Source organism: Nostoc sp. (assembly GCF_036917755.1).
Lineage (GTDB): Bacteria > Cyanobacteriota > Cyanobacteriia > Cyanobacteriales > Nostocaceae > Nostoc.
The window spans coordinates 19,799-37,120 of sequence record NZ_JBALFC010000008.1 but is presented as its reverse complement, the minus strand read 5'-3'; the positions used below and the strand labels follow the sequence as shown (position 1 = coordinate 37,120).

At 43.0% G+C, this 17,322-nt stretch carries 20 protein-coding genes and 3 pseudogenes; 13 read left to right on the top strand and 10 right to left on the bottom strand.

The window, feature by feature from the left end; genetic code table 11:
* The 3 genes and pseudogenes from V7L05_RS02255 to V7L05_RS02245 all read left to right on the top strand — a co-directional run.
* Nucleotides 1-94, top strand: a pseudogene (locus V7L05_RS02255) (photosystem II protein D1); the annotation flags it as partial.
* Between the two features lie 470 nt (nucleotides 95-564).
* On the top strand, nucleotides 565-1,074 hold the full coding sequence (locus V7L05_RS02250) for a hypothetical protein (RefSeq protein WP_335161416.1): 510 nt from the start codon (nucleotides 565-567) through the stop codon (nucleotides 1,072-1,074).
* Nucleotides 1,075-1,122: 48 nt separating this feature from the next.
* The gene (locus V7L05_RS02245) at nucleotides 1,123-2,010 is read left to right on the top strand and encodes a hypothetical protein (RefSeq protein ID WP_335161414.1); all 888 of its coding nucleotides are present in this window, start codon (nucleotides 1,123-1,125) and stop codon (nucleotides 2,008-2,010) included.
* Nucleotides 2,011-2,087: 77 nt separating this feature from the next.
* Here V7L05_RS02245 and V7L05_RS02240 read toward each other — a convergent pair whose 3' ends face one another.
* From V7L05_RS02240 to V7L05_RS02215, 6 genes and pseudogenes are all read right to left on the bottom strand, one after another.
* A complete protein-coding gene (locus V7L05_RS02240; protein ID WP_335161412.1) occupies nucleotides 2,088-2,807 on the bottom strand; it encodes a hypothetical protein in 720 nt (239 codons plus the stop codon).
* 346 nt (nucleotides 2,808-3,153) lie between these two features.
* On the bottom strand, nucleotides 3,154-3,348 hold the full coding sequence (rpsU, locus tag V7L05_RS02235; RefSeq protein ID WP_335161410.1) for a 30S ribosomal protein S21: 195 nt from the start codon (nucleotides 3,346-3,348) through the stop codon (nucleotides 3,154-3,156).
* 123 nt (nucleotides 3,349-3,471) lie between these two features.
* Nucleotides 3,472-3,783: an RNA recognition motif domain-containing protein gene (locus V7L05_RS02230; protein ID WP_335161408.1), complete on the bottom strand. Its 312-nt coding sequence runs from the start codon at nucleotides 3,781-3,783 to the stop codon at nucleotides 3,472-3,474.
* A gap of 395 nt (nucleotides 3,784-4,178) precedes the next feature.
* A complete protein-coding gene (locus V7L05_RS02225; RefSeq protein ID WP_335161406.1) occupies nucleotides 4,179-5,039 on the bottom strand; it encodes a 3'(2'),5'-bisphosphate nucleotidase CysQ family protein in 861 nt (286 codons plus the stop codon).
* Between the two features lie 9 nt (nucleotides 5,040-5,048).
* Nucleotides 5,049-5,171: pseudogene (locus tag V7L05_RS02220) on the bottom strand (sugar kinase); the annotation flags it as partial.
* Between the two features lie 31 nt (nucleotides 5,172-5,202).
* Nucleotides 5,203-6,177 carry a DNA polymerase III subunit delta' gene (locus V7L05_RS02215; RefSeq protein ID WP_335161404.1) on the bottom strand — a complete coding sequence of 325 codons (975 nt, stop codon included), beginning with the start codon at nucleotides 6,175-6,177 and terminating at the stop codon, nucleotides 5,203-5,205.
* A 101-nt stretch (nucleotides 6,178-6,278) separates the two neighbouring features.
* On the opposite strand from V7L05_RS02215, the gene V7L05_RS02210 reads away from it, so the two are divergent.
* Nucleotides 6,279-6,608 carry a hypothetical protein gene (locus V7L05_RS02210; protein ID WP_335161402.1) on the top strand — a complete coding sequence of 110 codons (330 nt, stop codon included), beginning with the start codon at nucleotides 6,279-6,281 and terminating at the stop codon, nucleotides 6,606-6,608.
* A gap of 159 nt (nucleotides 6,609-6,767) precedes the next feature.
* Nucleotides 6,768-7,373: a DUF411 domain-containing protein gene (locus tag V7L05_RS02205; RefSeq protein ID WP_335161400.1), complete on the top strand. Its 606-nt coding sequence runs from the start codon at nucleotides 6,768-6,770 to the stop codon at nucleotides 7,371-7,373.
* Nucleotides 7,374-7,749: 376 nt separating this feature from the next.
* On the opposite strand, the gene V7L05_RS02200 is transcribed toward V7L05_RS02205, so the two are convergent.
* The gene (locus V7L05_RS02200; protein ID WP_335161398.1) at nucleotides 7,750-8,139 is read right to left on the bottom strand and encodes a hypothetical protein; all 390 of its coding nucleotides are present in this window, start codon (nucleotides 8,137-8,139) and stop codon (nucleotides 7,750-7,752) included.
* A gap of 203 nt (nucleotides 8,140-8,342) precedes the next feature.
* Nucleotides 8,343-8,480 carry a hypothetical protein gene (locus V7L05_RS02195; protein ID WP_335161396.1) on the bottom strand — a complete coding sequence of 46 codons (138 nt, stop codon included), beginning with the start codon at nucleotides 8,478-8,480 and terminating at the stop codon, nucleotides 8,343-8,345.
* Between the two features lie 721 nt (nucleotides 8,481-9,201).
* Between V7L05_RS02195 and V7L05_RS02190 the strand changes: the two genes are divergently transcribed.
* Nucleotides 9,202-10,398, top strand: a complete 1,197-nt coding sequence (locus V7L05_RS02190; RefSeq protein WP_442937827.1) for an ABC exporter membrane fusion protein — start codon at nucleotides 9,202-9,204, stop codon at nucleotides 10,396-10,398.
* Here V7L05_RS02190 and V7L05_RS02185 read toward each other — a convergent pair.
* Nucleotides 10,376-10,549, bottom strand: coding sequence for a hypothetical protein (locus V7L05_RS02185; protein WP_335161392.1), 174 nt, complete (start codon nucleotides 10,547-10,549; stop codon nucleotides 10,376-10,378). The genes V7L05_RS02190 and V7L05_RS02185 overlap by 23 nt on opposite strands.
* 15 nt (nucleotides 10,550-10,564) lie before the next feature.
* Here V7L05_RS02185 and devC point away from each other — a divergent pair, with 15 nt between their 5' ends.
* From devC to V7L05_RS02160, 5 genes and pseudogenes are all read left to right on the top strand, one after another.
* Nucleotides 10,565-11,737, top strand: coding sequence for an ABC transporter permease DevC (gene devC, locus V7L05_RS02180; protein ID WP_335161390.1), 1,173 nt, complete (start codon nucleotides 10,565-10,567; stop codon nucleotides 11,735-11,737).
* Between the two features lie 93 nt (nucleotides 11,738-11,830).
* Complete coding sequence (locus tag V7L05_RS02175) at nucleotides 11,831-12,529, top strand: DevA family ABC transporter ATP-binding protein (protein ID WP_335161388.1); 699 nt, start codon at nucleotides 11,831-11,833, stop codon at nucleotides 12,527-12,529.
* A gap of 379 nt (nucleotides 12,530-12,908) precedes the next feature.
* Nucleotides 12,909-13,154 carry a hypothetical protein gene (locus V7L05_RS02170; RefSeq protein ID WP_335161386.1) on the top strand — a complete coding sequence of 82 codons (246 nt, stop codon included), beginning with the start codon at nucleotides 12,909-12,911 and terminating at the stop codon, nucleotides 13,152-13,154.
* Nucleotides 13,155-13,316: 162 nt separating this feature from the next.
* Nucleotides 13,317-14,039, top strand: a pseudogene (locus V7L05_RS02165) (M23 family metallopeptidase); the annotation flags it as partial.
* 120 nt (nucleotides 14,040-14,159) lie between these two features.
* On the top strand, nucleotides 14,160-14,699 hold the full coding sequence (locus tag V7L05_RS02160) for a late competence development ComFB family protein (protein WP_335161384.1): 540 nt from the start codon (nucleotides 14,160-14,162) through the stop codon (nucleotides 14,697-14,699).
* A 135-nt stretch (nucleotides 14,700-14,834) separates the two neighbouring features.
* Here the strand turns inward: V7L05_RS02160 and V7L05_RS02155 are convergent, their stop codons facing one another.
* Nucleotides 14,835-15,797: a L,D-transpeptidase gene (locus V7L05_RS02155; protein ID WP_442937826.1), complete on the bottom strand. Its 963-nt coding sequence runs from the start codon at nucleotides 15,795-15,797 to the stop codon at nucleotides 14,835-14,837.
* 258 nt (nucleotides 15,798-16,055) lie between these two features.
* Here V7L05_RS02155 and V7L05_RS02150 point away from each other — a divergent pair, with 258 nt between their 5' ends.
* Nucleotides 16,056-16,208, top strand: coding sequence for a hypothetical protein (locus tag V7L05_RS02150; RefSeq protein WP_335161380.1), 153 nt, complete (start codon nucleotides 16,056-16,058; stop codon nucleotides 16,206-16,208).
* Between the two features lie 370 nt (nucleotides 16,209-16,578).
* Nucleotides 16,579-17,235, top strand: coding sequence for a sigma-70 family RNA polymerase sigma factor (locus V7L05_RS02145; RefSeq protein ID WP_335161378.1), 657 nt, complete (start codon nucleotides 16,579-16,581; stop codon nucleotides 17,233-17,235).
* Nucleotides 17,236-17,322 lie beyond the last annotated feature (87 nt).

Below are 17,322 nucleotides of genomic sequence, written 5' to 3'. Positions count from 1 at the left end.
AATGCACGAGCGCAACGCTCACAACTTCCCCCTAGATTTGGCTGCTGGTGATTTTGCTCCTGTAGCTCTAACCGCTCCTGCTATCAACGGTTAATCATAATCTGAGATAAGCTCTTCACGCTTATCTATAAGTAAAAGACGCTCTCCCGAAAGGGGGGGCGTTTTTGGATTAGGGACTTCCAAATACTCAACTACTTCTTGTGGGGTGGTAAGCCAAAACCCTTTTTAAACCTCGTTTCCAGCCTCTGGCTGGAAATGCAGATCATTGCGGCTCTGCCGCAAGTCTTGAGGCGGCAGCCCTCTCAGAATGCATTCCCAGTCAGAGACTGGGAACGAGGCAATCTCTAAATGCAAATGCTGCTTCTAGACTAACTTTCACCTGAAGTTGACACTAATGGCTTTTCGGTCTACCCCACAAGATTGGATAATTTATTTGTTCGAAGTCCCTTAGACCGCTATAGTTCAGAACTTAGACAATAATTATCAAAAAGTAAATTTTACGGGTAATAATTGCTAGCAGCGCTGATAATTGCCTCAAAGCTCAAGTATAAGGAGAAGCCAAAAATGATTTTACACCGTGGCCGTAGGGTAGTAGCTGCTTTGTTGCTGTCAGTGGTATTACTGACAACAGCCTGTACTCCCAAAACACCTGGACGTTTTGACCAGGCGCAAAAAGAAAGCACTCAACAAAGAAGGGGTCAAGCGGTGACTAAGACCGCAACTCAGGGTAGCGAATTTAATAAACTTTTCCCTAATTCAGGTGATGGCTATCAACGCGTCTATACCCAAGAGAAAAAAGGCTTTGCCGAAGCTAAGTTGAAAAAAGGCGGTAAAGATATAGCGTTGTTGTCTATTTCTGATACCACCAGCACACCTAGTGCAGCAGCAAAGTTCTCGAAAAGCACCAAAAAAATTGGTGGTTATCCCGCAGTAGAGATTGGTAACACGCAAACTGCAATTTTGGTAGGTAAGTACCAAGTAAAAGCACTTTCCCGCGATCCGTCATTTACAGCTAGCGATCGCGCCAATTGGCTAGAGAAGTTTAATCTGAATGGTTTGGCTAAACTAAAATAATTTGCATTAGGAACATTCAGATAACAAAACCTAAATAAGGAGATTTTTGTGAGTAAATCGATTGTTGAGTTGGTTGATCAATTACCAACAAGCGGCTTGACCATTTCTATGTTGAATTCCCTCGATTTTGTTGCTCCTGGCCAGTGGCAAAATACCGTCGGCTTTGTCAACACCATTAAGACCGTCACTGGCGAAGACGACGAAGATTTAATTCAGCAAATTGGCGAACGAGCGATTTATCTATTCAACGACAAATCCCAAGGATACCAAACAGCCTTGTGGTTATATCAAACCGTTGATGGTACAGATAGAGCTATTGGTGCAGCAGCTTTAGCTAACAAAGTTGGCGAGAAAATTCCTTTGTTGGGTTTTTTAAACTCTGTTACTCCCAAACCTGACAAAGCCCAAACCATCGATCTAACATTAAAATTAGTGGCTGAGTTGGTAGCTTTCTGCCAAATTAACGGCATTCCTGGAGACAGTATTGGGGATTTTGTCGCCTCTTTAGGTGAGTATAGTGGTGAGTCACTCATCCGCATGGTGGCATTAATTTGTGTTGATGGCTTGATCCCTCTGGGCCCAGACTTCATCAGCAAAGCGATATCTGGAATTAATCAAACAAATCCACAGGACTTAGAAAAAAACTCGACTTTCCAAAACATCAAAGATGTGATTCCAGGGAACAATGCTGGTAGTAAACTCGCTTTTATCGGCGAAAGCTTTGACTCAGTTAAAGGTTGGATGAGTGGCTTAGTCAGCGCGAATAATTTAACGCCACAAAAGGTAGTTGGCAACTTGCAAAGTTTTGTCGAGATTGCCGATGACAAGTTGGACTACCTCGCGGCGTTCTTGGATGTAGCAACTAATTATTATGAACACACCGGCACGCAAACTTTAGCACGTCGCTTGATTGAACGGGCGGTGGCTGAGATTTAGGTTGATTGGGAGTGGGGAGTGGGGGAAAATAACCAATGCCCAATGCCCCATGCCCCATGCCCAATGCCCCATACCAATTAGGGTAAACGCAGATCAGATGCGATCGCATCTAAGTAAGGTTGAAAAATAGCCAAGTTTTCCAGTTTCTCAAACTTACCTGTTTGTGTACCTGGATCAAATGCAGTGGTAATTACGTAAAGTTTAGTGCCATCAAAAGCAACATGGCCGATATGTTGCTCTTGTACTCCGCCTTGTTGCTTGAGTCCGACGAACCCATAGCGGATTCCCTGAAGCATACCAACGGGTAATGGTTGGGGTGGATAGGCTGAGAAAAGAATCTGTTTTCCATATTTACCCTGACGGTCTTTCACAAAAGCAGCGTATTGGTCTGCAACCCAAGCCTTGAGTGCTGATAATACCTGGGTTTGGTATTTGGAACTTTGGTAGTCCACTTGGGAACCAGGTGGAATACCAGCTGCTACAAGTTTCTTTTGGAAATCCTCATTCTTTGCTAATGGGTAAACGTTAATCTCAACTGTACCCAAAAGTTCCCCTTTGGAAGAGACACACAACAGGGGCGCATTTCCCTTGCAAGCAGCAACTTCCCAGTTAGTTGGAGTAGTAGCATTTCCCAGGATTTTCTGCCAGATATTTCCCTGATTAGGGTTGGGAAGTTTTGTAACGGCAGGGGGTTTTACCACTTTGGGTGGGGAAAATTGGGGGAGAAGAAATTTTGCTCCCAGTGGTATTAACACCAGCAAAATAGAAGCTAGTAATAAATGATAAAGTCGTAACATTTTATTGAAAATCCAGAGTCAAGGATTGCAGACTGACGATATCTACAATACTTTATGGGTGTATATATTGCTGCGAGTTCCGCAAATGGAACTCAACAAACTATGTTGCTTTTATATGGTTATATACGGCTAGTACCGCAAAGCAGAATTAAAAATTAAAAATGAATACAGCGTAAGCATTTCATTGATTTGGAATGGGTGGTTTATTTACGCCGTGTTGTACTAGTAGCGCTGAAAGTAAAGACAGCGCTACTGCGAACAGTGTTGTTTATTTATGTATGCCTAATTACTTGTGGGTTGCCAGAGGTATGCCTACAATGAAGAGATGCTGGATCGATATCAATAGTTAACTGAAGCGAGAATGTTGTTTACGACGTTGCTTGTGCCTAGCAATTGCTTTACGCTTCTCTTTTTCTATCGGCGTTTCAAAGTGACGCTTTTTTCTCATATCTTGGAAAATTCCAGCTTTAGAAACTTCCCGCTTAAATCTTCGCAAGGCGGATTCAATACCTTCATTCTCCCCTAAGACTACTTGTGTCATTCTCATTCCTCCTGAATGTGGATGAATAGTTCAAGGTTAGATACAAAATAAAATATTCCAGCAGAGTGCAGCCTTTGGCTTTATCTGCTGGAGACTCTAAATGTGAAACGTTCAGGAATCGACTTAGTAGCGATTATTGTTGCGGCGGGCATTACCGCCACTCCAGCTACCACGAGGGGAACTGCTCCTTTCCTCACGAGGTTTAGCTTTGTTGACTTTCAAATCACGTCCCATCCACTCAGCACCATCAAGTGCATCAATGGCAGCTTGTTCTTGTGTGTCTGTTTCCATTTCCACAAAAGCGAACCCACGCGGCCGGCCTGTTTCCCTATCTGTGGGTAGTTGAACACGATTCACTGTTCCGTATTCTGCAAAAGCCTGCTTTAGGTCCTCTTCTGTAACCTGATATGACAGGTTCCCAACGTAAATTGACATAGAAATCTCCGAATTCAGGGAGTGTAGAGAGTTAAATTCGGAGAGACACTTTTTACAAATTAAAACGAGTTACTCAACCGAAAATAATCTTTATGTCCATGAGTTTAGCACAGCCTTCAGCCTTTGAATATCGTCTGAATAATGAATTTTATTGACAAATATAACCTTTAGAGCAGGTTCGCAGACGTTCCAACGACAGGCTTTTCTTACTCGTACTATAAAAGTTACACTTTTAACAGCAAATCGAAATTAAGTAGCGATCGCTCAAGCAGTTAGTGTTTTGAAAATTCAGCTGTAGACTAAGTGGTAAAGATTATTATTGGTAGTCTTGGTAATCATACGATGACTGAGTGTTTTAAAAGTAAATTAAAAAATATTCATCCTCAAATGCTCCATTAGCTATGGTCAAACTGCGTTAAAATCCTTTCTGCTTCCTGACACAGCACTTCGTGATATTCACCGTTACTAGCCAGCAAACCTCCCCATTGATTGATATCACCGGTGTTATACTCCAACGGACTACCATCGAAGTGGGTAAACTTACCACCAGCTTCTGTTAAAATCAGTTCTGGAGCTGCCATATCCCAATCTTTGGGCGCAGACTTGCCGGAAAGGGAAATATAGATATCTGCCTGTTGCTCGACAATGGTGGCGATTTTGCAGCCTACACTACCCACAGCTTTCTGATTTTGACAGGGTAAGTTTTGTAGTAAGTAATCTAACCGTTGGTTGCGGTGAGAGCGACTAACGACTAAAGTTAAATCCTCAACTGGTTTACCTGACGACACTTGTAAAGGAACAGATTCATTACGGGTTTCGACAAATGTACCCCCACCTTTGGTAGCGTAATATAACTTTTCTGTCTCTGGTACTGCCACGACTGCCAACACTGGGCGTGTTTCCTTAACTAAAGCAATGTGAACCGCATAATCCCCAGTTTTTTCGATAAAGTCTCGTGTGCCATCCAAAGGGTCAATTATCCATACCCAAGGGGCGGAAGGCTGTGCTACACTACTTGGCGATTGGTAAGTTTCTTCACTGATGTAAGCAAAATCTTCGTTACCTAAAGTTGCTTGTAGCCTCTGCAAAATGTATTGACTTACAGCTACATCAGCAACAGTGACAGGCTCATTTTGTTTATACTGTACTTCTAAGTTAGGGTCTTTTGCAGTGCCGTGGTAATACGATCGCAGTATATCTGCTGCGCCCCAACCTACCTCACGAGCAATCGCTAATATTTCTTCTAAGTCTTTCATTAATTTGGCCTAATCTAAAAATATGTATAACGTAAAACTTTCCCTTAAAATATAATCACAGAAAGCACCAGGGAAAATATCTCCAGCCCCTAATGTATCAACCGCTTGAATCTGTGGCACATCTACGATACCAGTTTTAACACAGCAATGCTATAATAGTTAGTCATTTATGGCTGGGGAGTGTCAAAGATAAAAGCAGACATTCCCAAACTAGCCGGGGTTGAGCATAAGCAAGTAAGTATTTACGAGCTTGTTCTAGTTGGTTGATAATGCTGGGTTGATGCCACTGCTGCCAGTAGAATTGCTGAAGATAATCAACTAACCACAGTTGTGCTTCTGTATCTAAATCTTTATCAATTTTTTTCGCTAACTCCAAGGCTTTGCGTAAGGAAGCAGGGGCTTTTTTCAAGTCTTCGAGTAACTCAGGGGGAATAGCTTGTAATTGCTCGTAAGATGCGATCGCACTTCCCGCACTGCCAGCTGCTATAGTCAATACTGCCTGATTTGCCAAAATTTCCTGATGACCAGTTTGTGTGAGTACAACAGCCAAAGACTCTGCATCTAAACGATAAAAAGGAATACGTTGACAGCGTGACACCAAAGTTGGCAACACAGACTCAGGTGTAGGTGCAATTAAAATTAACGTCGCCTGTCCCGGTTCTTCCAAAGTTTTAAGTAAAGCATTTGCTGCGGCTTCTGCCATTGTTTGGGCTTCTTCCAGCACTACCACATTCCTCGGTGCTTCCAGGGGTGGCCGACTTAGAAACTCGGTAATTCCCCGAATTTGCTCTAGCCGAATTACAGGTGGTGCCTTACGCTTAAGTCCTTTCTCGGCGGCTTCGGCTGTTGTTAATCGTTGTCCTTGATATTGGTACGTTGGTTGCACCCACAACAAAGCTGGGTGGTTTCCCTGACGCAAACGGTTTTTTAAAGACGCAGTGATTTCCATCCCACTAGAAAATAGCAATTCCACAAAACACCTGGCTGCTAAACTCCTTCCGACACCATCTGGCCCCACAAATAGATAGGCTGGAGCAACCCGGTTTTGTCTGACAGCCTGAGTCAGTAATTCTATGGCTTGCTGTTGTCCGACTACTGGTGCAAATGAGTTAATAGTTGAGTACCTTTGCCAAAACAAGAATATGAAAACAGAGGGCTGATGTAGTAGAGTTGTTTTCTTCTAGAACGACAACTTAGAAGCTACAAAATGCCTATGTTCGACATACTAGCACTGTTGGAATGACTTCTACCGCAAATAATAACTCAAGTTGCGGGGTAAATAATGATAGCTTTGATCAGCGATATCTGGCGACAAGCCGCTACCCATTTACGCTTGCAGTTATGATCGTTATAAGCGATCGCTTTTGCTTTATAGGACGTAGTACAGCCGGGAGTATCTCAGTGAAAGCAAATATACCAGATGATAAGGGACTTCCAAGAAATAAATTATCCAAAGAAACGAACCACTCCAGACGCAGAGAACACAGAGAGAAGAGAAATAGAGAGGGGTTTGTGTTAGTTTTGGGATATTTTTTTATTTGGAAGATTCTTGCTCCCTCTCCTTGGTAAGGAGAGGGTTGGGGTGAGGTTTTACAAGGCTTTTTACACTCATTGAGATACTCCCGTACAGCTTTGCGTAAAATCGTAGCGTTTTTAAACGCAGAGGGGCGCAAAGGTACGCAAAGTCTTTTTAAAAGTTTATGCAATATTGTACTTAGGAACTTTCAGATGTCGCACAAACAGTTTATTTATTGCTGGCAAAAATGGTTACTTCCCATCTTGAAACGTGGAGTAGTAATGATTTGTCTCACAGCAGGAGTGTTGAGCATCTTGGGAAGCACTGCACCGATGAGTAATGCTCAAGCTGTTTTTCCTAGTTATGTTGCAGCCAATGCTCAACTGGTAAGTACTACTAGGCGTATCCAGGATCAACGGACATCATTAAAATCAACAGCGCTAAATGCTACTGTATATCACAGTCCCGATTGTAATTGTTGTGGCGGGTGGATTGACCACTTAAAGGCACAGGGTTTTAAAATTACAGACTTTTCTACACCTGACATCGAAAGAGTCAAACAAAAGTATAACGTGCCGGATAACTTGGCATCTTGCCACACAGCAATTGTTAATGGATATGTCATCGAAGGACACGTTCCAGCAGAGGACATCAAACGTCTGCTTCAAGAAAAGCCAAATGTTGTTGGTTTATCTGTTCCCCAAATGCCTGTAGGTACTCCTGGGATGGAGATGGAAAATCGAAAAGACCCGTTTTCTGTGTTTTCCTTTGATCGCAAGGACTCAGTTGCAGTATTCAATAAGTATTCGTCCTCTTGATCTAAACTTTTCTTAAAAACCGAAACTAGAAAGCGAATCTGCATAGAATTGGAAGCAGAGACAAACTTTATTAGGACTTACGCAAAATATCTCTGAAACTCTGATTTCTCCGTGTCGCGCCAGTTGCTACAACGGGGAGGCAGCGAGGTCTTGGGGGTTTCCCCCATGAGTGACTGCCGTGGGAACCCCCGCAACGCAGAGGCTTCTCTGCGCCTCTGCGGTTCGTTATTCCGTAACTCGTGGGTAAGTCCTATTTATTTTAGACACAGCGATCGCTGTGTCTAAAAGCCTTTTATTTATATTAGTAACAAGCATACGAATATAGTATGTTGAGAAATTTAGATTTCTCAAAAGATATAATAAAAATAAAATAAAATCAATCAGCAGCAGCAAAATCGGGCAATGCATTCAGTTGTAAATTAACAGCACTTAGATAATTTTGGTCGTTTAAAACTTGTGATGGTAATTTATCTGCATTAACAGCAGCCTTCACTAAATCTTTTGCAATAATCTTTTTGTTCTGAGTTTCAAATACTAGCGTTTCTCCACTAGGAATTCCGTGCTGCTTCAAACCTCCCTGATAAGCAAAAGAAACTAGATTGAAAGGCTGGAGGTAACTCAAAGAAGTAGAGTTCCTGGATAAATTGTTAGAGTTAATAGCTATTTCACTGTTGTTGGTAGTAGCTATTTGAGCGCCAGCGATTCCAGGTACAAGAGTAATAGAAGCAAAAATAAGTGCGGAATTTATTAAGGTAACAAGTTTCATCAGGTTATTCTTAGGTAAAATGCAATCGGTGCCCTTTACTAATAGAGTCCTCTTTATTATTAATCTCAGCTTCCTTCAGTCGGGTCATCTGATCGGTTGATATATGACTCACCCAAAAGGGTGAGCTAATTGATTGACACAAAAAGCAATAGAGACTTCGTTAAGTCTAGAGACAGAATAGATTGGTTGAAATTTTCAAGTACTTAACTGAGGTGAGTTGAACATTTATGCAATTTTTCAATTCGCCTCTTGAGTTTCCCTAAAAAAGCCAAAATTGCCGCGATCGCACAAATTCCGGCATCAGGCAAGAAAATTGTCGGTTGGGTGGAGGCAAAGCGCATTGGTGTCAACTTAAGCCAAAACTCTTTTCAAACCTCGTTTCCAGCCTCTAGCTGGAAATGCAGCTCCTGGTGGCTCTGCCGCAAGTTACGGAGGCGGAGCCTCAATGAGGGACATTCCCAGTCGGAGACTGGGAACGAGATAAGGAGGTAATCTGCCAAAAACTTGTTCTAGGCTGGCTTTCAGGTTAAGTTGACACCAATGGGCAAAGCGTAACCCAACATCCTGATAATCAGTTGGGTTGCGCTCCGCTCCACCCAACCTACGTCTACGTCTAATGCACTATTTTAGCCTAGAGGGTCCACTACGTGCATTTCAAAAATCAAATCCTAGTCCGATATCATTAAAAATTATAAACATATCAAATTCAAATATATTATTTATTAATTTGAATTTATTTGCTTTTCATCACAAAAAATATTTCCTTCTGACTGAATTTACCTCTGATTGTTGGCGCTGTTACAACCCGGAATTCTAAAAACGTTTACTATACCTGAGTACTTTCAAAAAACAAAAGTAGTTCATCAGGAACATAAGTCTCTTAATACTGGAGAGTCACTTGTTGTGATATCAACAATTCCTATTTGTTTATGAACTTGGCATCGTTGAAGAAGAAATAAATAAACAATAACTAACAAAGGAAGTCAGAATTAGCAAAGAGGTAAGAACAAAAGCTTAATCTATTTAGTTTTTTCTGCGCCACTAGTTAAGAGGTAATCTATGGTGCGAAACTCAAAGCTAGGGTACAGAACGTTCCCTAAGTCTATTCTGCGTCCATCCGTTGCTATAGGTATAATTGCATCTTTATTGGTTGGCGGAATAAGTTTTTATATAGTAAAACGCTGGCAAAATTATGCAAATCTAGAGGCACAAGTGCCAGCAACACAATTGCCACAGTTAAAAACGGTAACAGCTTTAGGGCGGATTGAACCACAGGGAAAGGTAATTAAACTCTCTGCTGCGGTGTCTGCGGAAGGAAGTCAGGTAGAAAAGTTATTAGTGAAGGAGGGAGATCGGGTAAAAACAGGACAGCTGATTGCGATTTTGAACAGCCGCGATCGCTTGCAAGCAGCATTAATAGAGGCACAGGAACAAGTAAAAGTAGCCCAGGCAAACCTAAACCGCACCCAAGCAGGTGCTAAACCCGGTGAAATTGCCGCCCAAAAAGCCGCGATCGCCCGCCTAGAAGCACAACGCCAAGGTGATATTAATGCCCAAGCTGCGACAATTGAACGATTCCAAGCCGAAGTGCGTAACGCCCAAGCCGAAGACGATCGCTATCAGCAACTATCTCAACAGGGTGCAATTTCCACCTCCCAACGGGATAGCAAGCGTTTAAACTTGGAAACCGCCCAAAAAAGCTTACAAGAAGCACAAGCCCAGTTAAATCGTACCCAATCAACTAGCCAGCAACAGATCAAAGAAGCCACAGGAAAACTTGATGAAATCGCCGAAGTGCGCGGAGTCGATGTAGAAGTTGCCCAAGCAGAAGTCAATCGTGCCGTAGCAGCCATGAATCTGGCAAAAGTCAATTTAAAACAGGCCCAGGTGCGATCGCCTCAAAATGGACAGGTATTTGAGATCCACACCCATCCAGGGGAATTGGTATCAAATGATGGCATTGCAGATATTGGACAAACCAACCAGATGTATGTCATAGCCGAAGTCTACGAAAGCGATATTGGCAAAGTGCATTCAGGGCAGCAAGTGCGAGTATTTGGTGATTATCTCCCGATTGAATTGCAGGGAATCGTAGATCGCAAAGGCTTGCAAGTGCGACGGCAGAATGTCATCAACACAGACCCCGTTAGCAATATCGACAACAGAGTTGTGGAAGTCCATATCCGACTAGATGAAGCCTCTAGCCAAAAAGCTGCCACCTTAACAAATATGCAAGTTAAAGCAGTAATTGAATTGTAAAAAGGGCATTGGGCATTGGGCATTGAGAAGAGGCAGAGGGGCAGGGGGAAGGGTGCAGAGGAGAGGAATTTTCCCCCTGCTCCCTCATCTCCCTCATCTCCCTCATCTCCCTCATCTCCCCACTCCCCACTCCCCACTCCCCACTCCCCACTCCCCATTTTTTATAATGCAATTAATCAAACAACTGCTACGGCGAACCCCTCTAGGATGGCTGCAACTGAATCATGAAAAAAGCCGTCTCTTGGTGGCATTGTCAGGTATTGCCTTTGCGGATCTTCTCATGTTCATGCAGCTAGGCTTTCAGACTGCGCTGTATGACAGTAACACTAGACTGCATCGCAGTTTGCAAGCAGATATTGTTTTAACCAGTCCCCAAGCCCGTAACTTGCCAAGCTTGTCTACATTTTCTCGTCGGCGACTTTACCAAGCAATGGATATACCGGGGGTAAAGTCTGCCGAACCAATGTATTTCAACAACACAATCTGGAAAAATCCCCAAACACACCGCGAGACAGGGGTGTTAGTTATCGGGTTCAACCCAGATAAGCCAGCCTTTGACTTACCGGATGTTAACCAGCAATTGCAAGTGATTAAGCTACCAGGTAATGTCTTGTTCGATCGTGGTGCAAGAGGGGATTATCAAAAAGCGATCGCCCAAATTGACCAAGGTAAAACCCTGACCACCGAAATAGAACGGCGCACCATTACCATTAGTGGCTTATTCCAAGTCGGGGCTTCCTTTGGTTCTGATGGCAATCTAATTACCAGCGATGAAAACTTTTTACGGCTGTTTTCTGGGCGACAGTCTAGCAGTGTCAGTCTAGGTTTGATTCTTCTTAAACCAGGCTATGACCCGAAAAAGGTAGCAGCAACATTAAAAGCCTACCTAAGAGATGATGTCAGAGTATTAACCCACGCCGAATTTATTGAATTTGAGAACAACTTCTGGAGAACAAATTCCCCAATTGGGTTTATTTTCAGCCTCGGTGTATCGATGGGCTTTGTGGTGGGCGTGATCATCGTCTATCAAGTCCTTTCCACCGATGTTAATGCCCATGTTCGGGAATATGCGACCTTCAAAGCAATGGGATATAACAATTACTACCTGCTAGGCGTGGTGCTTGAAGAATCGTTGATATTGGCAGCACTGGGCTTCTTTCCCGGATTGGGAGTGTCCTTAGCACTTTACCAACTGACTCGCAGTGTCACAAATTTGCCCATGTATATGACTGCGATTCGGGCATTGCAGGTATTAGTGCTAACTATAATTATGTGTGCAATTTCCGGTGCGATCGCCACCCGCAAACTCCAAGCCACCGATCCTGCTGATATGTTTTAACAATGGGCATGGGGCATTGGGCATAGGGCATTGGGATAATAAATAATTAACAATCCCCAATCCAAAATCTAAAATCTAAAATCTAAAATTGTCATGTTTCCCGTCATCTCCATCCAGAACCTCGACCACCACTTTGGTCACGCCTCACTCCGCAAGCAAGTTTTATCTAATATCAACTTAGAGATTAACGCCGGTGAAATTATTATCATGACTGGTCCCTCTGGTTCTGGAAAAACTACCTTGCTGACCTTAGTCGGTGGGTTGCGTTCTACCCAATCTGGTAGTTTGCGGGTGTTGGGACGAGAACTTTGTGGCGCTAGTGCCCAACAACTAGTGCAGGCGCGACGCCATAACGGTTATATTTTTCAAGCACATAACTTGCATGGTAGTTTAACAGCACTCCAAAACGTCAAAATGGCTTTGGAATTGCACAAACATCTTGGGTTAAAAAAGATGCAAGCTAGGTCGGCCCAGATGTTAGAGCAGGTAGGATTAGGAAATCATTTGCATTACTATCCTGATAAACTGTCTGGGGGACAAAAACAAAGAGTAGCGATCGCTCGTGCTTTAGTCAGTCATCCTCAAATAATCCTCGCCGACGAACCCACCGCCGCCCTTGACAGTCAATCGGGACGAGATGTAGTCAATCTCATGCAAAAACTGGCAAAAGAACAAAGCTGTACCATCTTGATGGTTACTCATGACAACCGCATCCTAGACATTGCCGATCGCATCGTTCACATGGAAGATGGCAAACTCAAGTCAAAAGTAAACCTACCAACCTCAAGTTGATCAGCGTATTCCATAATTCAATCTCACAACTTGAAACAAGAAAATTTTAGGTAAAATTGCTGCTATTTTATAACCTATACCAAGGCTAATAAAATGTGTTATGAGTGTGTAGTCGGCGACTCAGAATTAGATAAGCTGAAAATCCTCTAATTTCACACCATATATCAATAAAACTTATTATAGGGTGGGCATCGTTCGAATGACTTGTACTGAGCTTGCCTGCCCTGAGCCTATAAAATCATTTTCCGTTGTAATCCATAAATACCTGGAGAATTTCCCAACATTTATGATTTTCAACAACATCGGTTTCAAACAGGAAACACTGCTGGTAATAAGCTAGTCTATTTTCCAACACCAGCAAGGGATTTTTTGTAGCTCCATGATTCTTGAAAATAGCACTAGTAGTTCAAACAAAAAGTTACTCGGTTTTGATGTCAAAACTTTAACAGCCAATCGCCGTGCAATAAATGTGTTAAAGGGAATATTTGCTGTTCTCCCTCTCACTTTGGGATTGCCTGTAGATGCTTTGCAAGTAAAGGTGACTCCAACTAATCCTAAATTAGGGGATACACTATCAGTAGAGGTTAATTTAGATGGCTCTCCTAGACTAGTTATAGAAAATTAATACTTGATATCAGGTTAAGTCCTTACATGGTAGGGGATTCAAGAATCAAAAAGCATATTTTTATTAAATCTTTGATTCTATTTTAGCGAAACCTAGTTATATCAGGTATTTTAGGGGTTTTTTAGTATTAATTTATCAAACGAAGTCTAGGAGAGCCATTTAGATAATTCGGAGAATAGTACAAATCCAACAGTAGCTAGTGGTAAAAATACTTATCCAGCTTTTAAAATTGCGCCCAATCACTATCGGGCTTTTGTTCCCACAACTCCATTAGAAAAAGCTGGAATTAGAACACTTCGGGTTGCGGGAGATGGTCAAGTGCAAAACTTGGCAGTTAATGTGCTTAATCGCAAGTTTCCCGTACAACGCATTACTTTGCCACCTGGCAAAGCCGGAGTGGATGCCACAGAATATGAACTTAAGCGCGTGGCAGCTTTGAAGGCGCTACAAACACCAGAAAAGTATTGGAATGGAGTATTCCTGAAGCCCAATGCCGGGCGGATGAGTACAAACTATGGTGTACGTCGCTACTATAATGGTACATTTGCAAAAGACTACTATCATCGTGGTCTTGACTACGCGGGTGCTGCTGGTTCACCAGTAATTGCCCCAGCCTCTGGCCGAGTTGCTTTGGTAGGTAGAGTATCCCAAGGATTTCGGATACACGGTAACGTAGTTGGCATTGACCACGGTCAAGGAGTAATCAGTATTTTCATGCACCTGAGTCGTATTAACGTTAAAGAAGGTGATTTTGTGAAAGCTGGTCAACTAATTGGCGCAGTGGGTTCAACAGGTGCTGCCACGGGACCACATTTGCACTGGGGTCTGTATGTCAACGGACAATCTGTTGATCCAACACCTTGGCGAACTAAGGTTGTTAACTAGTAGAGGCGGAATTGATTGCGTCTGTGTATAATTTTTGTTTTTTTGGGGATAATTAGGCAAAATAAATTGGATTGATACCGTCCCTACCTCGCTTGGCTAACATAAATGATGATAAGCGTTATGAGTATCGAAAAAATTGTAGAACAAGCTCTCCAGGATGGTTATTTGACACCAGCAATGGAAGCAGAAGTCGGTAGAATCTGCGACAACGCCTCGGAACTCTCAATTGAAGAGTATATGGCGCTGGATCGGCTGATGGGTGCGCTATTGACTGGTGAGGTAGTGGCGGTACCTCGCAAACAATTTATTAACGTCATGGAAGAATTGGTGCTGACGGAAGCCATCTCCCGAGTCGCAGAAATTGAAGCCACCAGCGAAAGTTCTCTAGATGTCGGGGATATTGCTGCTTACGCTCTCAATCGGCTACCACCTTTGTATGCTACTACAGAAGAAGGTGCTACCTTCCAGCGCCAAACAGCTAAGGCACAACTGCAAGAATTAATTTCCCAGCAAGTAAGTGAGGCGATTAACCGCTACCTCGATCAACCCAATTTCTTCCCAGAACGGCAAGCTTTGGGCAAAAACACTGGCAATGAAATTGTACGCCAAGTTAGTGCTTTACTCCAGGCTTATGCACCTAGCTTCGAGCAAAAATTATAACTTTAATGGTCATTGGTCATTGGTCATTGGTCATTAGTCATTTGTTTTAGACAAAGGACAAAGCGCAAAGTTCTGAGCGCCGGAAACCGGCGCTCAGAACTTTGTAAGAGAGGACTAATGACTAATGACTCTTAATTAATTACGCACTACCACTGTTGTCCCTAAACTCACTTGCTCGTATAGCAATCGGACATCAGAATTACGCATTCTTAAGCAGCCGTGGGATACAGCCGTTCCTACCAGATCAACATCTGGCGTGCCATGAAAGCCAATTTCATTCCGTCCATCTGACCAAAAACCAATCCATCTGTCTCCCAAGGGACTATCCGTACCAGCTTGAAACACTTTGCCCGTAATCGGGTGACGCCAGATTGGATAGTGTCGCATGTGGATCACTTGGAAAGAACCTGTGGGCGTTTCCCAACCTTTCTTACCGACAGCAATCGGGTAGCTGGCTATCACCTCATCTCCTGCGTATACATAGGTACGGCGATCGCTTAAAACAACCACTACTTGCGTCTTGGTCTTGGCATCTGCCAGCCTATTAGATGGTACTTGTTGGGCTGAAGCCTGTGACCATAAACCTTTTGGCCAACTATCCGCAACTGGATTTTGACTTTCTACTTGCGCCACCAGCCGCGTCTGAGTTGGTAGGTCGGTTCCTTTAGCTACATTATTCTTAATGATTTTGGGCTGAGTTTGAGACTTAATAGTAGAAGACTTGAGTGTATAAGCCCTCCGAGTAGTTACTTTAGCGACATTATTCTTAATTATTTTCGACTTAATTTGAGGCTTAATAGCAGAGGACTTTGGTGTAAACGCCCTCTGAGCAGTTGAGCCTGGGGTCACTTCACCAGGTGTCACAGATGCACCGAGGGCAATTTCCCCTAAACTCACTTGGGAAAGATTTTTATAGACTCCCTCTGGGCGGCTTCCCTTGGGATTGGTTAGGGTAGAATTTCGCCGCATCGAAGTAGATGCAGACTGCTCAGACTGCCGTTCCGCCGTAGTAATGCGCCAATGGACAGCTAAAGATAAAAATGCTGTGCCAAAACAGAGCAACATTACCATCCGCCCTACAGATTCGTTTCTTACCATTGCCATCGCCTATTGTTTATCCCTGACATATCCAGCCGAACAATTGGATGGGTTCATCATCCGATTATCAAAAATTTATCAATACTTATCATTTCCGATATAAATCTGCCAACACCTCTGGGCAAACTAAGACTGTACGAATTGTCCCAGCAGCAAAACTCCAAGAGTTCTGGGGGTTGTAAGCCAATACTTAGACTTTCTGGTGGAACCTTTGAAACGTAGCAATCAATCATTAATGGTGTCGGTGGGAGAAAAACCATGTTTGAAAAACTATTGCTAGCAGTCACAATTACATTTTCCCTCCATTTATTTTTTCAAGTTCGCGTACCACAGCAAAATCACTCTGGTGCTACCTACGGATCACAAGTAGAACAATCAGCAACTATTCTGGTGACAAAATCAAAAAAATAAATCACCATTATAGTAACCACAGCAACCCAACTTTCAGAAATTATTACCTGATTTTAAAAAGTATCAAGAAGCTAGAATTGCAAAATTTTTATCTTCATCCTTATAACCAGATTTAATTATTTTGATCAAGCGTATATACCCAGTTGCTAAAAGTCCCAAAATGTGCATATAATAACTGCGCCTTTGTTAGTTGATGGGTCTTGGGCAACTATGCCAGCAGTATAAGCAAAAAGTGCCTCTCCTTATTGCAATAAATGTATCCAAAATTGTATGGCTCAGTGTTCCAGTCATAAATCCGTCACCTTAGCATGGAACTTCTACCCCATTAGCAGGTCTAATAGATAGGGATGATTTAGAGCCAGTAATATCTATGAGTCAGTCGATTACTGTATCCTGGTCAACCATTGATGCAAAGTATCCAGAAGCATCAGTGCAAGTTGACAAACTCCCTAACCACGATTTAATTTTGCGCTGTCAAGTGGGACTGCGACCAGATCGTGTCGCATTTGCAGAACTATTACGCCGCTATCAAAGTCAAGTTGATAGAGTTCTATACCACCTAGCTCCAGATTGGGCTGACAGGGCTGATTTGGCTCAAGAAGTTTGGATTCGAGTGTATCGGAATATTAACCGATTACAAGATCCTGCTAAATTTCGGGGCTGGTTAAGCCGCATTGCTACCAACTTGTTTTACGACGAGTTGCGGAAACGCAAGCGGGTTATGAGTCCTTTGTCACTCGATGCTCCCCGTTCGTTAGAGGACGGTGAGATGGATTGGGAAATCGCCGGCGATACCCCAGGGCCTGAAGAAGAACTGACAACTAGAGAATTTTACGAGCAATTGCGGGAAGCGATCGCGGATTTGCCAGAAGTTTTTCGTACTACCATTGTCCTCAGAGAAATCGAAGGCTTGGCTTATGAAGAAATTGCCGAAATCACTGGCGTTTCCTTGGGAACTGTGAAGTCAAGAATAGCCAGAGCTAGAACGAGGCTGCAAGCTCACTTACAGACTTATCTAGACTCCTAATTTACAGTATCTTGCCTCTGCCCAACGATAGAATTAAGCATTGGTTAAGAGTTACCACCAAAGATGTAGATCGCTTCTCCCGTTAGG